This window comes from Nonomuraea sp. NPDC047529 (assembly GCF_040642995.1).
GTDB lineage: Bacteria > Actinomycetota > Actinomycetes > Streptosporangiales > Streptosporangiaceae > Nonomuraea.
Genome location: NZ_JBEYTJ010000003.1, coordinates 86,307 through 106,028 on the forward strand (window position 1 = coordinate 86,307; position 19,722 = coordinate 106,028).

At 70.8% G+C, this 19,722-nt stretch carries 21 protein-coding genes; 10 read left to right on the forward strand and 11 right to left on the reverse strand.

The annotated features are described in order from the left end of the window. The first annotated feature begins 60 nt into the window (after nt 1-60). From ABZ815_RS06885 to ABZ815_RS06905, 5 genes are all read left to right on the forward strand, one after another. Complete coding sequence (locus ABZ815_RS06885) at nt 61-1,014, forward strand: LacI family DNA-binding transcriptional regulator (RefSeq protein WP_357694823.1); 954 nt, start codon at nt 61-63, stop codon at nt 1,012-1,014. A gap of 206 nt (nt 1,015-1,220) precedes the next feature. After that, nucleotides 1,221-2,180 carry a sugar ABC transporter permease gene (locus ABZ815_RS06890; protein WP_357694825.1) on the forward strand — a complete coding sequence of 320 codons (960 nt, stop codon included), beginning with the start codon at nt 1,221-1,223 and terminating at the stop codon, nt 2,178-2,180. Then, the gene (locus tag ABZ815_RS06895) at nt 2,164-3,030 is read left to right on the forward strand and encodes a carbohydrate ABC transporter permease (RefSeq protein ID WP_357694827.1); all 867 of its coding nucleotides are present in this window, start codon (nt 2,164-2,166) and stop codon (nt 3,028-3,030) included. Before ABZ815_RS06890 ends, ABZ815_RS06895 begins: the two co-directional genes overlap by 17 nt. A 45-nt stretch (nt 3,031-3,075) precedes the next feature. Further along, nucleotides 3,076-4,356, forward strand: a complete 1,281-nt coding sequence (locus ABZ815_RS06900) for an extracellular solute-binding protein (RefSeq protein WP_357694829.1) — start codon at nt 3,076-3,078, stop codon at nt 4,354-4,356. Nucleotides 4,357-4,366: 10 nt separating this feature from the next. Beyond that, nucleotides 4,367-5,647, forward strand: coding sequence for a Gfo/Idh/MocA family oxidoreductase (locus ABZ815_RS06905; RefSeq protein WP_357694831.1), 1,281 nt, complete (start codon nt 4,367-4,369; stop codon nt 5,645-5,647). 104 nt (nt 5,648-5,751) lie between these two features. On the opposite strand, the gene ABZ815_RS06910 is transcribed toward ABZ815_RS06905, so the two are convergent. The 7 genes from ABZ815_RS06910 to ABZ815_RS06940 all read right to left on the reverse strand — a co-directional run bounded on the left by ABZ815_RS06910 (nt 5,752) and on the right by ABZ815_RS06940 (nt 12,356). Further along, the gene (locus ABZ815_RS06910; protein ID WP_357694833.1) at nt 5,752-7,533 is read right to left on the reverse strand and encodes an ABC transporter substrate-binding protein; all 1,782 of its coding nucleotides are present in this window, start codon (nt 7,531-7,533) and stop codon (nt 5,752-5,754) included. Between the two features lie 17 nt (nt 7,534-7,550). Continuing rightward, nucleotides 7,551-7,814: a DUF2160 family membrane protein gene (locus tag ABZ815_RS06915; RefSeq protein ID WP_357695407.1), complete on the reverse strand. Its 264-nt coding sequence runs from the start codon at nt 7,812-7,814 to the stop codon at nt 7,551-7,553. A gap of 11 nt (nt 7,815-7,825) precedes the next feature. Then, nucleotides 7,826-8,578, reverse strand: coding sequence for a carbohydrate ABC transporter permease (locus tag ABZ815_RS06920; protein ID WP_357695409.1), 753 nt, complete (start codon nt 8,576-8,578; stop codon nt 7,826-7,828). A gap of 62 nt (nt 8,579-8,640) precedes the next feature. Continuing rightward, the gene (locus tag ABZ815_RS06925; RefSeq protein WP_357694835.1) at nt 8,641-9,615 is read right to left on the reverse strand and encodes a sugar ABC transporter permease; all 975 of its coding nucleotides are present in this window, start codon (nt 9,613-9,615) and stop codon (nt 8,641-8,643) included. Beyond that, nucleotides 9,612-10,727, reverse strand: coding sequence for an ABC transporter ATP-binding protein (locus ABZ815_RS06930; protein WP_357694837.1), 1,116 nt, complete (start codon nt 10,725-10,727; stop codon nt 9,612-9,614). Before ABZ815_RS06930 ends, ABZ815_RS06925 begins: the two co-directional genes overlap by 4 nt. Beyond that, nucleotides 10,720-11,811, reverse strand: a complete 1,092-nt coding sequence (locus tag ABZ815_RS06935; protein ID WP_357694839.1) for an ABC transporter ATP-binding protein — start codon at nt 11,809-11,811, stop codon at nt 10,720-10,722. Before ABZ815_RS06935 ends, ABZ815_RS06930 begins: the two co-directional genes overlap by 8 nt. Before the next feature lie 116 nt (nt 11,812-11,927). Next, nucleotides 11,928-12,356 (reverse strand): MarR family transcriptional regulator, encoded by a 429-nt coding sequence (locus ABZ815_RS06940; protein ID WP_357694841.1) that lies wholly within the window; start codon nt 12,354-12,356, stop codon nt 11,928-11,930. A gap of 64 nt (nt 12,357-12,420) precedes the next feature. Between ABZ815_RS06940 and ABZ815_RS06945 the strand changes: the two genes are divergently transcribed. Then, nucleotides 12,421-12,810, forward strand: a complete 390-nt coding sequence (locus ABZ815_RS06945; protein WP_357694843.1) for a VOC family protein — start codon at nt 12,421-12,423, stop codon at nt 12,808-12,810. A gap of 20 nt (nt 12,811-12,830) precedes the next feature. On the opposite strand, the gene ABZ815_RS06950 is transcribed toward ABZ815_RS06945, so the two are convergent. Continuing rightward, nucleotides 12,831-13,613, reverse strand: coding sequence for an SDR family oxidoreductase (locus ABZ815_RS06950; protein WP_357695410.1), 783 nt, complete (start codon nt 13,611-13,613; stop codon nt 12,831-12,833). A gap of 106 nt (nt 13,614-13,719) precedes the next feature. Between ABZ815_RS06950 and ABZ815_RS06955 the strand changes: the two genes are divergently transcribed. Continuing rightward, nucleotides 13,720-15,294: a DUF4434 domain-containing protein gene (locus ABZ815_RS06955; protein ID WP_357694845.1), complete on the forward strand. Its 1,575-nt coding sequence runs from the start codon at nt 13,720-13,722 to the stop codon at nt 15,292-15,294. On the opposite strand, the gene ABZ815_RS06960 is transcribed toward ABZ815_RS06955, so the two are convergent. After that, on the reverse strand, nt 15,291-15,938 hold the full coding sequence (locus ABZ815_RS06960) for a TetR/AcrR family transcriptional regulator (RefSeq protein WP_357694847.1): 648 nt from the start codon (nt 15,936-15,938) through the stop codon (nt 15,291-15,293). The two genes, ABZ815_RS06955 and ABZ815_RS06960, sit on opposite strands and share 4 nt — an antisense overlap. Nucleotides 15,939-16,021: 83 nt before the next feature. On the opposite strand from ABZ815_RS06960, the gene ABZ815_RS06965 reads away from it, so the two are divergent. Both ABZ815_RS06965 and ABZ815_RS06970 read left to right on the forward strand, forming a co-directional pair. Then, nucleotides 16,022-16,450: a hypothetical protein gene (locus ABZ815_RS06965; protein ID WP_357694849.1), complete on the forward strand. Its 429-nt coding sequence runs from the start codon at nt 16,022-16,024 to the stop codon at nt 16,448-16,450. Then, nucleotides 16,447-16,983, forward strand: coding sequence for a nitroreductase/quinone reductase family protein (locus ABZ815_RS06970; RefSeq protein ID WP_357694851.1), 537 nt, complete (start codon nt 16,447-16,449; stop codon nt 16,981-16,983). Before ABZ815_RS06965 ends, ABZ815_RS06970 begins: the two co-directional genes overlap by 4 nt. Here ABZ815_RS06970 and ABZ815_RS06975 read toward each other — a convergent pair. Further along, on the reverse strand, nt 16,969-17,850 hold the full coding sequence (locus ABZ815_RS06975; protein WP_357694853.1) for an arginase family protein: 882 nt from the start codon (nt 17,848-17,850) through the stop codon (nt 16,969-16,971). The two genes, ABZ815_RS06970 and ABZ815_RS06975, sit on opposite strands and share 15 nt — an antisense overlap. Nucleotides 17,851-17,878: 28 nt before the next feature. On the opposite strand from ABZ815_RS06975, the gene ABZ815_RS06980 reads away from it, so the two are divergent. Next, complete coding sequence (locus ABZ815_RS06980) at nt 17,879-18,436, forward strand: CGNR zinc finger domain-containing protein (RefSeq protein ID WP_357694855.1); 558 nt, start codon at nt 17,879-17,881, stop codon at nt 18,434-18,436. Nucleotides 18,437-18,455: 19 nt separating this feature from the next. Here ABZ815_RS06980 and efeB read toward each other — a convergent pair whose 3' ends face one another. After that, complete coding sequence (efeB, locus tag ABZ815_RS06985; protein WP_357694857.1) at nt 18,456-19,718, reverse strand: iron uptake transporter deferrochelatase/peroxidase subunit; 1,263 nt, start codon at nt 19,716-19,718, stop codon at nt 18,456-18,458. Between the last annotated feature and the right edge of the window lie 4 nt (nt 19,719-19,722).

A 19,722-nucleotide genomic window follows, 5' to 3' on the forward strand; every position in this document is an offset into this window, starting at 1 on the left:
CGGCAAGCGCTTTCATCCTCACCCTGGTTCCTGCAAGCGGTTGCGTTAGGGTGGGCGACTGTGACAGTGACGATTCGTGATGTGGCCCGCGCTTCCGGTGTGCACGTATCGACCGTGTCGCGGACGTTCTCCGCGCCGCACATGGTGAACGTCGCCACCCGTACCAGGGTGCTGACGGTGGCCGAGGAGCTGGGATACCGGCCCAACAGGGCGGCGAGGGCGCTCACGACCGGGCGTACCCACAACCTGGGCCTGATCGTGGCCGACATCGCCAACCCGTTCTTCCCGCCGCTGATCAAGGCCGCGCACGCCGCGGCCCGGCAGCGCGACTACCACCTGTTCGTGGCCGACACCGACGAGGAGCCGGCCGCCGAGGAGGAGCTGATCCAGGCGTTCTCCAAGCAGGTGGACGGCGTGGTGCTGTGCAGCCCGCGCTCGTCGAACAAGGCGCTGGAGCGGCTGGCCGAGCGGGTGCCGTTCGTGGTGATCAACCGCCGGCTGCGCGGCGCGGCCACGGTCCTCATGGACGTCGGGCACGGCGCGCGGATGGCGGTCGAGCACCTGGCCGTGCTCGGTCACCGCCGCGTCGCGCTGCTGTCGGGCCCGGCGGGCTCGTGGACGAGCGGCGAGATCCGGACGGCCGCCGAGCGGGTGGCGGGCGTCGACCTGGTCGTGATCGGGCCCAACGCGCCCACCGAGCGGGGTGGCCTGGCCGCCGCGTCCGCGGTGCGCGAGGCCGGGGTGACCGGGGTGCTGGCCTACAACGACCTCATGGCGATCGGGCTCATCGAGGGGCTGGGCGAGCTCGGGCTCAGCGTGCCGGAGGACGTCAGCGTGGTGGGCATCGACGACATCGTCCCGGGGCGGCTGAACCGTCCCAAGCTCACCACGGTCGCCATGCCCACCGCGGCGGCCGGGCGGCTGGCGGTCGACCTGCTCATCCAGGAGGTGAGCGCCACGACCTCGCTGGAGACCAGATTGGTGCTGCGGGAGTCGACGGCGCCGCCCCGATGACCTGCAAACGGTTGTACTAAATCGCAGCAATATTCGTCCTACCTCTGCGTGGTAAGCGCTTGTCACCAGGTAAAACACGATGTCGATATATCGATAACGGCGATGTAACGCCTGCAAAGGGTTGACGGAACTTTCCTGCCAGCTATAGGAAAGCGCTATCCGTTCACATCTCGCCGGAAGGTCCGTGATGACGAATGAGTTCCGTCATGGCTGACTCGGTGGCGGTGAGACCCCCGGACGCCGCGAACCCGCCCGAGCGCGGAGACCGCCGTGCGTCCAGACGTTCCCGCCGCGAGGCGCGGGCCGCCTACCTGTTCCTGGCGCCCTGGTTCGCCGGGCTGCTCGTCATCACGATCGGTCCCATCGTCGCCTCGCTCTACCTGTCGTTCACCGACTACAACCTCCTGGAGGAGGCCAAGTGGGTCGGGTTCGACAACTACGTCAAGATGTTCACCGAGGACCCCCGTTACCTGAACTCGCTGAAGGTGACGACGATCTACGTGGTCGTCTCGGTGCCGCTGCAACTGGCCTTCGCGCTCGTGCTGGCCCTGGTGCTCGACCGTGGGCTGCGCGGCCTGTCGCTCTACCGGTCGATCTTCTACCTGCCCTCGCTGCTGGGCGGCAGCGTGGCGATCGCGATCCTCTGGCGCAAGGTCTTCGGGGCCGAGGGCCTGGTCAACGCCGTGCTGTCGGTCTTCGGGATCCAGGGGCCCGGCTGGGTCAGCGACCCCGACACCGCCCTCGGCACGCTGATCATCCTGCACGTCTGGACGTTCGGCGCCCCGATGATCATCTTCCTGGCCGGGCTGCGGCAGATCCCCGCCAGCTACTACGAGGCCGCCTCGGTGGACGGCGCCGGCGCGTTCCGCCGGTTCCGCTCGATCACGCTGCCGCTGCTGACGCCGATCATCTTCTTCAACCTGGTGCTGGAGATCATCAAGTCGTTCCAGTCGTTCACACAGTCGTTCATCGTGAGCGGCGGCTCGGGCGGACCGGCCGACTCCACGATGTTCAACACGCTCTACCTCTACCTCAAGGGCTTCAAGAGCTTCGACATGGGCTACGCGGCCGCCATGGCGTGGGTCCTGCTGCTCATCATCGCCGGTCTCACCGGGGTGAACTTCCTCGCGTCCAAGTATTGGGTCTTCTATGGCGACACCAAGTAGGCCGCTGCCCGTCCTGTTCCGCCCGCTCAAGGGCGGCCGGGTGGTCAAGCACGTGCTGCTGATCGGGTTCGGCCTGGTCATGCTCTATCCGCTGCTGTGGATGATCTCCAGCTCGCTCAAACCGGAGGAGCTGATCTTCCGGCAGCCCGGCCTGTGGCCCGGCGAGGTGACGCTGGAGAACTACACCGAGGGCTGGACCGCGCTCAAGCACCCCTTCGGCTACTACCTGTGGAACTCCGCGGTGATCACCGTGCTGTCGGTGGTGGCGAACCTGGTGGCCTGCTCGCTGGCCGCCTACGCCTTCGCCCGGCTGAACTTCCCGCTCAAGAAGCTGTGGTTCACCCTCATGCTGGGCACGATCATGCTGCCGCACCACGTGCTGATCGTGCCGCAGTACGTCATGTTCTCCAAGCTCGGGCTGATCAACACGATCTGGCCGCTGGTCATGCCGAAGGTGCTGGCCACGGACGCGTTCTTCGTGTTCCTGATGGTGCAGTTCATCCGCTCCCTTCCCCGGGAGCTGGACGAGGCCGCCGAGATCGACGGCGCCGGCTACTGGCGGACGTTCATCAGGGTGATCATCCCGCTCTGCACCCCGGCGCTGGCCACGACGGCGATCTTCACGTTCATCTGGACGTGGAACGACTTCCTCAGCCAGCTCCTCTACCTCAACAACCCGGACAACTTCACCGCTCCGGTGGCTCTGCGCACCTTCCTCGACGCCAGCAGCGACTCGTCCTGGGGCCCGATGTTCGCCATGTCGATCGTCGCGCTCGGGCCGATCTTCGGCTTCTTCCTGGCCGGTCAGAAGTACCTGATCCGTGGTGTGGCCACCACGGGCCTGAAGTAGTTCCCCCACCCCCCGACACAGAGAAATCCCACAGGAGGTAGAGCCGTGAGCTCTGGCAAGAAGATGTGGTCGGCGGCCCTGCTCGCCACCGCTGTGCTGGCGGTCACCGCGGCCTGCGGCAGCGGCGGCGACGAGGGCGCCGGCGGGAAGGTCAAGCTGCGCTTCTCCTACTGGGGCAGCGACGCTCGGCAGAAGATGACCGAGGAGGCCATCAAGAAGTTCGAGGCCAGGAACCCGGGCATCGACGTCGAGGGCGAGTTCTCCGACTTCGCCAGCTACTACGAGACGCTGTCCACGAAGGTGGCCGCCAGCGACGCCCCGGACGTCATCACGCTGGAGATCCGCGGCCTGCGCGAGTACGCCGACCGCGGCACGCTGGCCGACCTGACCGGCAAGGTCCAGACCGGCGACATCGACCCCAAGCTGCTCGGCACCGGCGGCATCGACGGCAAGCAGTTCGCCGTCCCCACCGGCGCGAACGTCTTCTCGGTGGTGCTCAACCCGTCCGTGGTGGAGGCGGCCGGGGAGAAGGTGCCCGACGACACCAAGTGGACCTGGAAGGACTACGTCGACCTCAGTTCGAAGATCACCGCCAAGGGCGGCGGCACGGTCTACGGCACCCAGCTCAACTGGAACCCCGCCTTCCTGCAGATCTTCGCCGCCCAGCGCGGCGAGCCCTTCTACCAGGGCAACAAGATCGCCGTCACGCCCGGGACGATCGTGGCCTGGTGGCAGGTCATGCTGGACACGATCAAGGCCAAGGGCAGCCCCGACGCCGCCAAGACCGCCGAGGTCGGCGCGACCAGCGTGGACCAGTCGCTGCTGGCCACCAACACCGGCGCGTCCGGCATGTGGTGGAGCAACCAGCTCGGCGCGGTCGTCAAGGCGTCGGGCAAGGAGATGAGCCTGCTGCGCCTGCCCAAGGCGGAGGGCGCCGGCAGCGGCGGCATGTTCCTCCAGCCGGCGATGTTCTACACCGCCTCCGCCAAGAGCGAGCACGCCGCCGAGGCCGCCAAGTTCATCGACTTCATGATCAACGACGCCGAGGTCGGCGGGATCATCCTCAGCGACCGCGGCCTGCCCGCCAGCTCGAAGGTCCTGGCCGCGGTCAAGGACAAGCTGCCGCCCGCGGACCAGAAGACGCTGGAGTTCGTCGACTCCATCAAGGGCGAGCTGTCCGACCCGCCCGCCGCGCCGCCGAAGGGCGCCAGCGCCCTGGAGGACATGCTCAAGCGGTACACCGAAGAGGTCATCTTCGGCCGGATGGCGCCCGACGCCGCCGCCCAGAAGTTCCTGACCGAGGCCAACGCCGCCCTCGGCGGCTGAGAGGACGACCATGAGGTACGCGTTCGTCGGGCTCGGGCACCGCGCGCAGCTGTACGTCGACGCCCTGCTCGGTGAGTGGCGCGACACCGGCACCGTCGTCGCCCTGTGCGACGGCAACCGGACCCGCATGGACTACTACGTCGAGCGGATCGGCCACGAGGTGCCCTGCTTCGCCCCCGCCGAGTTCGGCAAGGTGCTCGAACTCGCCGACGCGGTCGTGGTCGCGACCGTGGACGCCGCGCACGCCCGGTACGTGTGCGCGGCCCTGGACGCCGGCCGCGACGTCATCGTGGAGAAACCGCTCACCGTGGACGCCGAGAGCTGCGCGGCCATCGCCGAGTCGGCCCGGCGCAGCACCGGCAGGCTGATCGTCACCTTCAACTACCGGTACTCGCCGCGCAACTCGGCCGTGCGCCGCCTGCTCATGGACGGCGCCGTCGGCGAGGTGACGTCCGTGCACTTCGAGTGGACGCTCGACACCATCCACGGCGCGGACTACTTCCGCCGCTGGCACCGCGACCGGGGCAGCTCCGGCGGCCTGCTCGTGCACAAGTCCACCCACCACTTCGACCTGGTCAACTGGTGGCTCGGGGCGGCGCCGGAGACCGTCTTCGCGCAGACGTCCCTGCGGTTCTACGGCTCGGCCAACGCGCGGTCGCGGGGGCTGGCCGACCGTCCCGAACGCGGCCAGGGCGCGCCCGGCCTCGGCAGCGACCCGTTCATCCTGGACATCTCCGCCGATCCCCGGCTCAAGCGCCTCTACCTGGACGCCGAGCACGAGGACGGCTACGTCCGGGACCAGGACGTCTTCGGCGACGGCGTCACCATCGACGACAACATGGCGGTCCTGGTCCGGTACGACAGCGGGGCGCTGCTGACGTACTCGCTGAACGCCCACGCGCCCTTCGAGGGTTACCGGGTGGCGTTCAACGGGACGGCGGGACGGCTGGAGCTGGAGGTCGTCGAACGGGCGTGGACGCCGCCGCACGCGGCGATCGACCCGAGCGCCGCGTCCAAGGAGCACGCCGCCGGGGCCTGGGAGCGGCTCACCCTGCGCCCCCACTGGGAGCAGCCCCGCGAGGTGCCGATCGAGTCGGGCGCGGGCGGGCACGGCGGCGGTGACCGGCTGCTGCTGGACGACGTGTTCCGCGGCCCGGCCGACGACCCGCTGGCCCGGCAGGCGGGCTACCGGGACGGCATCCGCAGCGTCCTGACCGGCGTCGCCGCCAACCTGTCGGCCGCGTCAGGCACCCCGGTACGCCTGTCGGACACCGGCACCCGCCTGGCCTGACGGCCCCACACCGGCCCCACACCGGCCCCGCGCCGGTGCGGGGGTTGGCGCGGGGAAGGTGCGGGGACGGTGCGGGGACGGTGCCGGGACGGTGCGGGGGCTGGTCAGCCGCCGGCCTTCCACTGGGCGATGAGCTTGTCGTAGTCGAGCGTGGCGGGCTTGCCGCGCTCGTCCGCCAGCTTCGGCGCGGGCGCGCCGGGCTGGTCGAGCCAGTACTGGGCCGGACGCTCGGGGTTCAGCTTGGGCGCGCACTGGCCGCCGTAGCCCTGGCGCTCCCGCGACAGGCGTTCCAGCCGGGCCAGGATCTCGTCCTGCTGCCTGGCCAGGTTGTCCATCGACTGCTGCGGGGTCGTCTCGCCGGTGACGGCGGTGGCCACGTTCTGCCACCAGAGCTGGGCGAGCTTGGGGTAGTCGGGCACGTTCGTGCCGGTCGGGGTCCACTGCTTGCGGGCGGGGGAGTTGTAGAACTCGATCAGGCCGCCGTACTTGGCCGCGTTGTCCTTGAAGTAGTCGCTCTTGATGTCGGAGTCGCGGATGAAGGTCAGGCCGGTGATCGACTTCTTCAGCGACACCGTCTTGGAGGTGACGAACTGGGCGTAGAGCCAGGCCGCGGCCCTGCGGTCCTTGGGGGTGTTGTTCAGCAGCGTCCACGAGCCGGCGTCCTGGTAGCCGAGCTTGTTGCCGTCCTTCCAGTAGGCGCCGTGCGGGCTGGGCGCGATGCGCCACTTGGGGGTGCCGTCGTCGTTGACGACCGGCAGGCCCTTCTTGGTCATGTCGGCCGTGAACGTGGTGTACCAGAAGATCTGCTGGGCGATGTTCCCCTGGGCCGGGACCGGGCCCGCCTCGCTGAAGTTCATGCCCGCGGCCTCGCGGGGCGCGTACTTCTTCAGCCAGTCCACGTACTTGGTGAGGGCGTACACCGAGGCCGGGCCGTTGGTGTCGCCGCCGCGGGTGACCGACGAGCCGACCGGTCGGCAGTTCTCCACCCGGATGCCCCAGTCGTCCACCGGCAGGCCGTTGGGGATGCCGGGGTCGCCGTTGCCCGCCATGGACAGCCACGCGTCGGTGAAGCGCCAGCCCAGCGAGGGGTCCTTGCGGCCGTAGTCCATGTGGCCGTAGACCTTCTTGCCGTCGACGGTCCCGTCGCCGTTGACCTTGTTGCTGAAGAAGTCGGCGATGTCCTCGTAGGCCGCCCAGTTGACCGGCACGCCCAGGTCGTAGCCGTAGGCGTCCTTGAACTGCTTCTTGATCGCCGGGTCGGTGAACCAGTCGTAGCGGAACCAGTAGAGGTTCGCGAACTGCTGGTCGGGGAGCTGGTAGATCTTTTTGTCGGGGCCGGTGGTGAAGCTGATGCCGATGAAGTCGTTCAGGTCGAGGGTGGGGGAGGTGACGTTCCTGCCCTCTCCGGCCATGTAGTCCGACAGCGGGAACACGTACGTGCCGCGCGAGTGGGTGCCGATGAGGTCGGAGTCGTTGACGTAGGCGTCGTAGATGTTCTGGTCGCCCTGGATCTGCGTCTGGAGCTTCTCGATGACGTCGCCCTCCTGGATCAGGTCGTGCTTGATCCTGATCCCGGTGATCTCGGTGAACGCCTTGGCCAGCTTCTGGGACTCGTACTCGTGGGTGGTGATCGTCTCGGACACCACGTTGATCTGCATGCCCCGGTACGGCGCCGCCGCCTTGATGAACCAGTCCATCTCCGCCAGTTGCCGATCCTTCGACAACGTGCTCGGCGTGAACTCCTCCGCCACCCAGCGTTGCGCCGCCGCCCTGCCGTCGGCCTCCTTGAAGTCGCTCCTCGGCTTCTCCTCGCCGCTCGTGCAACCGGCCACCACCAGGGCCAGCGCCGCCGCGACCGCCGCCGCAGCACCCATCGCATGCCTCATCGCCTGGCTCCTTCCTCTCAGCCCCACATCCCGATCACGACCACGACCAGCAGCGCGACGCCGAGCGCCGCCCACATGGACAGGTCGGTGACTGCAATCCACAGGGCCAGCACGACGGCCGCGCTGATCAGGCCGATGTACAGCCGGTCGCCCCGGTCGGTCTCGATGCGCAGGAACCCGCGCCGGGCCACGGGCGGGGAGATCCGGGCCCACACGGCCATCCCGCACAGCAGCAGCGCCAGCCCGGCGAACACCAGGGCCGTGGGGACGGTCCACACCATCCACTGCACGGTCAGACCCTCCCCAGGGCGAACCCCTTGGCGATGTAGTTGCGCACGAACCAGATGACGACGGCCCCGGGGACGATCGTCAGCACGCCGGCCGCGGCCAGCAGCCCCCAGTCCACGCCCGCCGCGCTCACCGTCCGCGTCATGGTGGCCGCGATGGGCTTGGCGTCCACGGACGTGATCGTCCTGGCGATCAGCAGTTCCACCCAGCTGAACATGAAGCAGAAGAACGCGGTGACGCCGAGCGCGGACCGGATCATCGGCAGGAAGATCCGCACGAAGAAGCGCGGCAGCGAGTACCCGTCGATCGCCGCGGTCTCGTCGATCTCCCGCGGGATCCCCGACATGAAGCCTTCGAGGATCCAGACCGCCAGCGGCACGTTGAAGAGCATGTGCGCGATCGCCACGCCCAGATGCGTGTCGAACAGCCCGACCGCCTGGTAGATCTGGAAGAACGGCAGCAGGAACACCGCGGGCGGCGCCATCCGGTTCGTCAGCAGCCAGAAGAACAGGTGCTTGTCCCCGGCGAAGCGGAACCGCGAGAACGCGTACGCCGCCGGCAGCGCCACCACCAGCGACATGACCGCGTTCATCGAGGTGTAGACGATCGAGTTCAGGTAGCTCGAATACCACGACGGATCGGTGAAGAACGTGGCGTAGTTGTCGAAGGTCACGCGCTGCGGGATCAGCGAGAAGCTGCCCAGGATGTCCTCGTTCGGGCGGATGGACATGCCGAACATCCACAGCAGCGGCAACATCAGCGTGGCGGCGTACAGCCAGAAGACCGTGCGCGCCCACGGCAGCCGGTGGCGCACCGGGCTCACCTCCCCGCCCTGGTCAGCACGGTGAAGAAGACGTAACAGGCGACCTGGACGAGCAGGAAGTACAGCAGCGAGAACGCGCCCGCCGGGCCCAGGTCGAACTGGCCGACGGCGATCTTCGACAGCAGGATGCTCAGGAACGAGGTCGCGTTCCCCGGCCCGCCGCCGGTCACCACGAACGGCTCGGTGTAGATCATGAAGCTGTCCATGAACCGCAGCAGGATCGCGATCGTCAGCACGCCGCGCAGCCGCGGGAGCTGGATGTGCCGGAACGTCGCCCACGCCGAGGCGCCGTCGATCTGCGCGGCCTGGAAGTACGGCTCCGGGATCGACCGCAGCCCCGCGTAGGCCAGCAGCGCCACCAGCGGCGTCCAGTGCCACACGTCCATGACCAGGACGGTGATCCAGGCGTCGGCCGAGTCGAGCGTGTAGTTGAAGTTGACGTGCAGCACGTTGTTGACCGCCCAGCCGCCGAGCCCGATGTCGCCGCGGGCGAAGATCTGCCAGATCGTGCCCACGACGTTCCACGGGATGAGCAGCGGCAGCGCCACCAGCACCAGCGCCACCGACACCCAGAACCCGCGGCGCGGCATGCACACGGCGATGACCACGCCGAGCGGGATCTCCACCAGCAGCACCTGGGCCGAGAACAGCAGCGTGCGCACGAGCGCCGCGCGCACCTCGGGGTCGCGGGCGATCTGCCGGAACCAGTCCAGGCCGACGAACACCCGGTCCACCGGGCTGAAGACGTCCTGGACGGAGAAGTTCACGACGGTCATCAGCGGGATCACGGCGGTGAAGGCCACCGACACCACGACCGGCAGCACCAGCAGCCAGGCCCGGTTGTTCCGCGGACGGGGATCGGCCCGCGACCCGGCGGCCTCGGCAGGGGTCGCGGGCGCGGCGTCCGGGACGACCTCGCCGGCTGCTTCGCCGCCTGTCCGGCCGCCCGCGACGGCGGTCCGGTCGGTCATGCCTGACCCCTTCCGTCCAGGGGTGCGAGCGAGCCGCACCTGACCTCGTCGCGGAACAGGAACGTGCGGTCCGCGGGGAAATGCAGGAACACGACCGCGCCCGGCGTCCAGGGAGAGCCGGCCTCGGTCCTGGCGATCAGCGGATGGCCGCCGATCTCGGCGCGCACCAGGTCATGGGACCCCATGCGGTCGACCCCGGTCACCCTGCCCGCCGCGCCGGGGTTCCGCACCGGGCCGCCGACCTGGACGAACTCGGGCCGCACCCCGATCCGCACCGGCCCGGGCGGCAACCCACCCCCCATCGCGCCGGCCGCGCCCGCCGCGCCGACCGCCGAGGGGCCGATCCTGACCACGCCGTCGCCGCCGATCTCGGCGGGCAGCACGTTCATGCCGGGCGAGCCGATGAAGTGGCCGACGAACTCGTGCGCGGGCGACAGGAACAGCTCCGCCGGCTCCCCGGCCTGCACGATCCGGCCGTCGTTGAGGACGACCACCTCGTCGGCGAAGGTCAGCGCCTCGGTCTGGTCGTGGGTGACGTAGACGAGGGTGTGGCCGGTGTCGCGGTGGATCTCCTTGAGCTTGCTGCGCAGCGTCCACTTCAGCGCCGGGTCCACCACGGTCAGCGGCTCGTCGAGCAGCACGGCCGCCACCTGCTCGCGTACCAGGCCGCGGCCCAGGCTGACGATCTGCTTGCGGCCCGGGTCGAGCCGGCGTGCCCGGCGGCGCAGCACGTCGTCCAGGCCCAGCATGGCCGAGACCCGCAAAACGCGCCGGTGGACCTCCTCGGCCGGGACCTTCCGGTTGCGCAGCGGGAAGGCCAGGTTGCCGTAGACGGACATCTCCTCGTACAGGACGGGGAACTGGAAGACCTGGGCGATGTCGCGGCCGGCCGTGGGGACCCCGGTCACCTCGCGGTCGTCGAACCAGATCCGGCCCACGGTGGGCGTGAGCAGCCCCGAGATGATGTTGAGCAGCGTCGTCTTGCCGCAGCCGCTCGGCCCCAGCAGGGCGTAGGCCCTGGCGCCGCGCCACGTCCAGGTCGTCGGCCTGAGCGCCCAGGTCCGGCCGCCGTCGTAGCTGTGGCCCACGCCTTCCAGGCGGATGTCAGCCATGCGGGCCGGCCCCCGCCGCCGGGACCGCCGGTAATCGGCCGCCGGCCTCGTCGAACACGAAGATGTGCCGCGGGTCCACGTACGCGGTGGTCGGCTCGCCGGGTGTGAACTGCCGGGTGCCCGGCAGGTGGGCGACCAGGTGCCGCCGTCCGTCCAGCAGCAGGTGCAGGAACGTCGCGCCGCCGGTCACCTCCGCCAGCCTGATCTCGGCGGGCAGCTCCAGCGCGCCGGGGCCGGTCCTGGTGATCGTGACCTGGTGGGGGCGGATGCCCAGCACGACGTCGTGGCCCGAGGCGGGGACGGGCGGCGCGGGGAAGGACGTGCCCAGGACCTCGATCCGGCCGTTCCGTACCGTGCCGGGCAGCAGGTTGAGCGGCGGGTCGCTGAGCGTGGCCGCGACGTCGAGCGTGGGCGGCTCGGCGTACATGGTGGCCGGGTCGCCGACGTGCCGCACCCGGCCCTCGCCGAGCACCACGGCGGGCGCGGCGAAGGTCAGGGCCTCGTTCGGGTCGGCCGTGGAGTACAGGACGACGCCAGGCGCGCCGGCGAACATGCGCTTGAGGTCCTCGCGCAACTGCTCGCGCAGCTTGAAGTCGAGGTTGGCCAGCGGCTCGTCGAGGAGCAGCACGTCCACGGGCCTGGCCAGCGCGCGGGCGATCGCCGTGCGCTGCTGCTGGCCGCCCGACAGCTCCGCGGGCCTGCGGTCCAGCAGGTCGCCGAGGCCCATGATCGCGGCCACCTCCCGCACCCGCCGGTCGATGTCGTCCTTCCGGTACGACCGGTCCAGCCGCAGCGGCGAGGCGATGTTCTGCCGGACGGTGAGGGACGGGTAATTGATGAATTGCTGATAGACGAAGGCGACCGAGCGCTTTCGCACGGAAATCGAGGTGACGTCATTTCCGTTGACCAGCACCCGTCCGGAATCAGGCGGCTGCAGCCCGGCGGCGACCCGCATGAGCGTGGTCTTTCCCGAGTTCATCGGGCCGACGAGAGTGGTCAGTCCGTTGGGTAGTTCCAGGTGGATGTCGTCGAGCCAGGTCTCCCCGCGCTGCCGTACGCGGACGCCATCGAGAATCAGCGTCACAATGCCCGGTCCTCTCTCCCGGAGCTTGCCCTCCATCTAACATGATCTGATTCTTTGTGCAAAGAGGGCAGTTGTTGTGACTGTTGTTATTCAGTTGACCTGCGTTATGGAATTTGTCAAGGGGAGAAGAGTTTTGTGACGAGAATGTGGAGGTGGCGGCGCTCGGCGTCCGTCAGCGGGGCGAGGGTCTCGCGTTCGACGTCCGCCACCACCGCGCGGGCCCGTTCGAGGGTGTCGCGGCCGGCGGCGGTCAGCGAGATCCGGTAGCGGCGGCGGTCGGCGGGGTCGCGCTCCCGGGCGGCCAGGCCCTCGTTCATGAGCCCGTCCATCAGGCGCACCATGTCGCTCGGGTCGAGGCCCAGCCGGTCGCCGACCTCCCGCTGGGCGGCCGGACCGAAGTCGTCGAGCGTGGCCAGCGCCGCGAACTCCCACAGGCTCAGCCCCGTGTCGGCGGTCAGCCGCGCGGCCAGGGCGCGCCGGTTGGCGACGCCGACCTTGTGCAGCACGAAGGTGGTCGTCCCGAGCAGGGTGGGTGGCAGTTCCATCTCATCCAGAAGTGTAGGTTGTTGCCAATAGTTGGTAGTTACCCACTAATATTGGAGGTCCAGGATGGACGCCCTCTACCCTCGGCTGCTGGTGCGCGACTTCCCGGCGAGCGTCGCCTTCTACCGGGCCGCCCTCGGCGTGGAGCCGGTCAAGGTGCTGACGGAGGCCGCCTACGCCAACTGGGACATCGACGGCCAGGCCGGTCTGGTGCTCTTCGGCCGCGACCGTGTCGCCGAGGTCGTCGGCACCGCCGGGCTGCCTGCGTCGGCCGCCCAGGACACGGTGATGCTGGTGATGAAGGTCGACGACGTGGACGGCGAGACCGACCGGCTCGTCCGGCTCGGGGCCACGGTCGCCGCGCCGCCCCAGGACCGTCCCGCCTGGGGGCCCGGCCTGCGCACGGCCCACCTGCGCGACCCGGAGGGCAACCTGATCGAGCTCCAGTCGTACTGAGCGCGGGCGGGCGGCGGAGGTCAGGGCAGGATGGCGTCCACGTAGCCGCCGTCCACGCGCAGGGCGCCGCCCGTGGTCGCCGAGGCGAGCGGCGAGCTGAGGTAGACGACCATGTTGGCGATCTCCTCGGGCTCGATCAGCCGCTGGATGAGCGACTGCGGACGGTACTGGCGCATGAACGCCCGCTGCGCCTCCTCCCACGGCAGCTCCCGGTCCACGAGCTGGTAGACGAACTCCTCCACGCCGCCGGTGTGCGTGGGCCCGGCGATCACCGAGTTGACCGTCACCCCGCTCCCGGCGGCCTCCTTGGCGAACCCGCGCGAGACGGCCAGCAGCGCCGTCTTGCTCATGCCGTAGTGGATCATCTCGGCGGGCGTGACGATGGCCGAGTCGCTGGCGATGTACTGGATCCGGCCCCAGCCGCGCTCGATCATGCCCGGCAGGTAGGCGCGCGTCAGCCGCACCGCGGTCAGGACGTTGACCTCGAAGTACCGCCGCCACTCCGCGTCGTCGATCTCCATCGCGGGCCTGGCCCCGAAGATGCCCAGGTTGTTGACGAGGATGTCCACCCGCGGCAGCGAGCCGAGGATCCGCTGGAGCCCTTCGTCGGTGGAGACGTCGCCGGGCGCCGCCACCAGGTCGCCGTGGTCCATGCGCTCGATGGCGGCGGCCACCGAGCCCTCGCTGCGGCCGTTGACGCCGACCCGCGCGCCCGCCCCCGCCAGACCGGCCGCGATGGCCGCCCCGATGCCCTGGGTCGAGCCTGTGACCAGCGCTGTCTTCCCACTGAGGTCGATGCTCACCATGACTCCATTGTCCGTGCCGCCTCCCGGCCGCCCGGCACCGGGGCACGTACGGCCGCGGATCGGGTAGGTCCCTACTGTGGTCGGTACGTCGAGGGGAGCACGGGTGCGCCGGTTACGGTGGCTGGTCGTGGTGGCGGTCCTGGCGGTCTTCGTCGCGGTCCCGGCCGGGGCGGGCGCGGGCGACGACGGGTGCCCGCCCAGGGACACGCGGGCGGGCTCCCCGTACGCGATCACGGGCTACTGGGTCATGCCGCGGGCCGACGTGTGCGTGACGCGGCGGATGGTGGAGGCGATCCACTCGCTCGGCGGTGACACGCTCGTCACGTTCGGGCCCCGGTTCGAGGCCGGGCCGATGGAACCGGAGTTCGCCGCCTGCCGGGTGGACGGGCGGCCCTGCGCGCGGCTGCCGGGCAAGCGCGTCCGGCACGTGTACACGTACGTGACCAGCGAGGAGTTCGGGCGCTCGCTGCTGCGCTGTCCCGGCGTGGACCGCCGGATCGACGCCGGCGACCGCGTCTTCTACCGGGTGTCGCTGGCCGCGTCGTGCGCCGATCGCGTCCAGGACCTCGTGCTGGTCTCCACGGACGGCGACGGGGTCGGCAATCTGGTGGAGGAGGCGGCGGCGTACGGGATGAAGGTGTTCCCCGGGCTGCCCGCCGCGCCGCAGCGGCGCGGCAAGCCGTGGGAGCCGGACCTCGCGCACCTCGCCGCGCTGAACGCCTTCACCGCGCGGGTGCTGGCCGCCTACCGGGAGCGGTTCGGCGGGTCGTCGGCCTTCGGCGGGGTCTACCAGTCGTTCGAGCTGGCCATGCGCCAGCGGGGGCCGCGCGATCCCGTGCTCGCGCTGTACGCGGCCCAGCACGCGGTGGTCGCCGCCGCACTGCCCGGCAGGAAGATCCTGGTCAGCCCCTACATCGACGCCCGCAGGGGGCGCGGATTCCCGCCCGGCCAGGTGCCCGGTGGGCTCGCCGACATCGCCGCCACCCGCGCGGGCGCCCCCATGGCCGTCGCCGTGCAGGACGGGCGGGGCACCGGCAAGGTCCCCGTGCACGGGATCGAGGACGGCGGTTCCATGGTCGCCCCCAGGCTGGTGCCGGTGGTCGGCCGGGTGCGCAACGCCGACGGCTACTACGGGCCCACCAGGGACTACATCGAGGCGGCGGCCCGGAGCGTGCCCGCCGGGGTCGAGCTGTGGGTGAACGTCGAGGGCTTCGAGCCCGCCCCGGTGGACGGCGAGTGCGGCCGGGTCGAGCCGTTGCCGTTCCGGGGGCGTACCAGCAAGGCCCGGCTGGACCAGCAGATCATGGCGACCGGCGGGCTCGCCGCGAAGATCCTCTCCTACGGCTGGGACCCCTTCTTCACCTGCCAGGCGAGCCCGGCCACCCCCTCCCTGGCCGACGACATCGCCGACGGCCGGCGGCAGCCGATCATCGTGAACGCGTACCGGAAGGACCGGGACGGACGGCCCGGGATCGTGGTCGAGGGCTACAACCTGCGCGGCGGCACCTTGCGCTTCACCTCGCCCGGCGGACGCGAGGTCGCCGTCGCCCAGCAGTGGCACGGACCGGGCCGCCCCGAGTCGGCGTGGGCCCCCTACGTCCCGCCCGGCCCCTGGACCTCCGTCACCGCCACGAACGCCGCCGGACAGACCAGCACGAGTGGGTACGTGTTCCGCTAGGGCTCACCGAAGCCGCGCAGCATGGCTTCGAGCGCGAAGACGAAGCGGGGGTCGGTGCCCGAGGACGGCTGGGCGCGCCGCGCCCGGGTGGCCTCGGCCAGCAGCGGGGTCTCCAGCAGGTCCGGTTCGGGGATGTCCCGCATCCCGTCGCCCGGAGCTGGTCCGCCACCGGCGGCCAGGATGGCGACGTGGCCGACGACGAAACCGGTCACGGCGTAGAGCATGTCCAGCGCGCGGTCCGGCGGCAGGCCCGCCGAGCGCAGCACGCGCAGCCCCTCCTCCATCAGGCGCAGGTTCTGGGGGGTGATCGCGGGCCGGCTGACCACCAGGGGCAGGACGTTCGGGTGCGCGAGCAGGACGCGCAGCAGCGTGTGGGCGTACTCGCGCAGGCCCTCCTGCCATGAGGCGGCCTCGGTCAGCAGCGGCGCGGCCTGCGTGACGAGCTGCTCGACCAGGCCGTCGAGCAGCTCGTCCTTGCTGCCTACGTGCTGGTAGAGGGACATGGCCTCGACGCCGAGCTCCTGGCCGATGCGGCGCATGGACAGCGCCTTCAGCCCTTCGCGGTCGGCCAGCGCCAGAGCCGCCCGCAGGATGGCCTGCCGGGTGAGGCCGGCGTTCTGGCCGCGGGTGCGCTTCGGGGACATGGTGCCCTTTCTCGATTCTTACCGCGTAAGTATAGTAGAAACATACGTTGTAAGAATGTTGTGCCGACGAAAGGACTCATGTCATGACAGGGAAGTCGCGGGGCGCCCTCGCCCTGCTGTACGGCGGCGCCGCGCTCACGCTGCTCGTCACGCTCTTCGTGTTCGCCTACCGGTCAGGGCTGGCCGAACACCTCCGGACCGGCTACCCCGGGCTCGCTCCGGCGAAGATCGACGAGGGCGTCACCGCGTACACGGTGATCCTCGTCGTCATGGGGGCGCTCGGGCTGCTCGGCTGGCTCGTCACCGTCCTGGGGGCCCGTGCGGGCAAGGGGTGGGCCCGGTGGCTGGGGTCCGGGCTGTTCGTGGTGGCCCTGTGCTTGGTGCTGGCGGCGCTGACCGTCCGGGACACCAACGGCGAGGTCGGTCTCGTGCCGCTGCTGGGCTGGTCGCAGGTCCTTCCGCTGGTCCCGGGGCTCGCGGCGGTCGTGCTGTTGTGGAGGAGGGTGCGGTGACCCCGGCGTGGACGGGCGTCGTCCGGCGGCTGGCGGCGCTCAAACGCCTGATGTACCGGGGCGGGCGGCCCAACGCGCTCATGCGCGCGATGAACCGGCTCGACGCGCTGACGTACGCGTCCCGCTGGTTGCCGCTGCCCCAGGGGGCCGTGCTCCAGGTGGTGGGACGCCGTACCGGGGCCCGCACGTCGGTGCCCGTCGTGGTCGCGGGGTACGAGGGCGGCGAGTTCCTCGTGTCCATGCTGGGGCCGGAGGCGAACTGGGTGCGCAACGTCCGGGCCGCCGGTGGCCGGGCCGTGCTGCGCCGCCGCGGGCGGGGGGTGCCGATCAGGCTGGAGGAGGTGCCGGTCGAGCGCCGCCCCGAGATCCTGCGCCGCTACGCCGCCGTCGCGCCCGGCGCGCGCCCCCATCTCGGCCTCGGCCCGAAGGCGTCGCTGGACGGTTTCCGGCGGATCGCACCTCGCCATCCCGTCTTCCGCATCCTCAGGGCGGACGGCTCCGCCCCTGAAGGCCACGGGTCAGCTCAGGGCTGAGACGAGGATGTCGGTCAGGGTGGCCGCCTGGCTGCCGTCCTCGTCGAGGTCGGGGTCGAGGATGGTGATCTCGATCCCGGCCGCGCCGGGCAGCGCGACCAGCCGGCGGAGCAGGCCGGCGAGCTGCTCGCCGGTCAGGCCGCCGGGGGAGGGCGAGTCGACGGCCGACACCACGGACGGGTCGAGCACGTCGGCGTCCACGTGGATCCAGAAGCCGTCCAGGTCGTCGCGCACGAGCACGCGCTCGGCGGCCTCCAGGGGGATGTCGTTCCCGGCGACGAAGGCGATCCCGCTGCCGGCGATGTCCTGGACGTCCTCGTCGTCCCGGACGCCGAGCACGATGACGTCCTCGTCCCGGACGTACGGGCGCAGGCCGTCGATGTCGGCCAGGTAGTCGTCGCCGCGGCCGGTCACCAGGGCCAGGTCCTCCCCGGCCGCCGCGCCGACGTGCGGGGAGTTGCCGAGGTGGCGGAAGTCGGCGTGGGCGTCGAGGTAGGCCACCCCGTAGCGGCCGGTCCTGCGCAGGGCGAGGGCGGGGCCGAGCATGATCGAGCAGTCGCCGCCGAGCAGGACGGGGAACCCGCCGGACGCCCTGATCCCGGCCACGCGGTCGGCCAGCCGCCGGGTGTAGGCGGCGATCGCCTCGCCGTTGCGCACGCCGTCGCCCGGCTTCCAGGTGGCGACGTATCGGGGCGGGATCAGCGTGCCCGCGTCGACCGCGCCGAGCCGGGCGACCAGCCCGTTGTTCCGCAGCGCCCAGGGGGCCTTGTAGCAGCCGGGGATGACATCCTCGGCGAGTGGGCGCAGGCCCAGGTTCGAGGGCGCGTCGAGGATGGTCAGGTTTCTGTCAGGGGTTATAGTGCTCATAGTCGTGACAGTAGCAGGAGGGTGAGGGATGCGCCAGTTCATCGAGACGGGTCTCGTGGCCGTCGATCTGGCCAACACGTGGGACGAGTACCTGGACGATCCCGAACGATTGCCCGACGTGGCGGAACTGCACCGCTTCTGCCGCGAACTGGGCGAACCGGTCGAGAACGACCAGGCGCCGCGCGGTCAGGGCGGGGTCGGGGAGGAGGACCTGCGGCAGGTCAGGGAGGTGCGGGGGCGGTTGCGGGCGGTGCTGGCCGCCGAGCCCGGCGACCGGGCGCGGGTGCTGGCGGAGTGGGTGGCCGGGCTGCCCGCGCGGCCGGCGGTGACCGCGGCGGGCGGCGTGCCCCGGCTGCGGCTGGTCGCGTCGGACGGGGCGGCGCCGGCGGGACGGCTCGCCGTACGGGCCGTCACCGAGCTGCTGGAGATCGCCGCGTCCGGCGACTGGGAACGGCTGCGCCGATGCGCGGCCACGCCGTGCACCGACGCCTTCATCGACCGCAGCCGGCCGGGCAAGCGGCAGTTCTGCTCGACCCGCTGCGCCAACCGCGCCCACGCCCAGGCCTCCCGCGCCCGCCACCGCTGACGGCGGGCGCCGGGCAAGGTCAGGCGAACAGGGTGCGTCCCCAGTAGTCGCCCGCGTCCTGGACGCCGGGAGGGCAGGCGAACAGGCCGCTGGAGACGTGCTTGATGTACTCGTTGAGCGCGTCGTGCCGGGCCAGGTTCATCTGCACCGGCACGAACTGCCTGCGCGGGTCGCGCTGGTAGGCGATGAAGAACAGCCCGGCGTCCAGGCGGCCGAGCCCGTCGGAGCCGTCCACGAAGTTGTAGCCGCGGCGCAGCAGGTGGGCGTTGCCGTTGCTGGTCGGGTGGGCCAGCCTGACGTGCGCGTTCTCCTTGATCACCGGCTGCCCGTCGGGGCCCTTGGCGGCGAGGTCCACGGCGTCGAACTCGGCCTTCTTGCCCAGCGGCGCGCCCTCGCCCTTGTCCCGGCCGAAGATCTGCTCCTGCTCGGCGAGCGGGGCGCGGTCCCAGGTCTCGACCGTCATGCGGATCTTCCTGGTGACCATGTACGTGCCGCCCGCCATCCAGGCGGTGCCGTCCGAGCCGGCGGCCCACAGGTGGTCGCGCAGCAGGTCGGCGTCCTCCAGCTTCATGTTGTTGGTGCCGTCCTTGAAGCCCATGAGGTTGCGCGGCGTGGCCTGGGCCCGCGAGGTGGACGACGTACGGCCGAAGCCGAGCTGCGACCAGCGCACCGAGACCTTGCCGAACCCGATCCTGGCCAGGTTGCGGATGGCGTGCACGGCCACCTGGGGGTCGTGCGCGCAGGCCTGGACGCAGATGTCGCCGCCCGAGATCTCCGGGATGAGCTGTTCGCCGGGGAACTTCGGCAGGTCGGCGAGGGCGGCCGGACGCTTGCCCGCCAGCCCGAACCGGTCGTCGAACAGCGACGGGCCGAACCCGATCGTCAGCGTGAGCCCCGAGGCGGGCAGGCCCAGCGCCTCGCCGGTGTCGTCGGGGGCCGCCTCGGCCGCCCCGCCCACCGCGCCGAACGCCCCGGCCTCCTTGCCCTGCGTCAGCCGGGCCGCCGCGGCCGTCCACTCCTGGAGCAGGTCGACCAGTTCGGCCTTCTTGTCGGTGATGACGTCGAAGGCGACGAAGTGCAGCCGGTCCTGGGCGGGCGTGACGACGCCCGCCTGATGCCCGCCGTAGAACGGGTACGGATCGGACGTCGAGGCGGCGTGCGCGACCGGCGGCTCCTCCAGCAGCGACCTGGTCGTCACCGCCCCGGCCCCGAGCACGGCCGCCCCCGCGGCCCCCAGCCCGAACAGCTTGCGGCGGCTCATCCGCCCGCCGGCCTGCGACATCGCC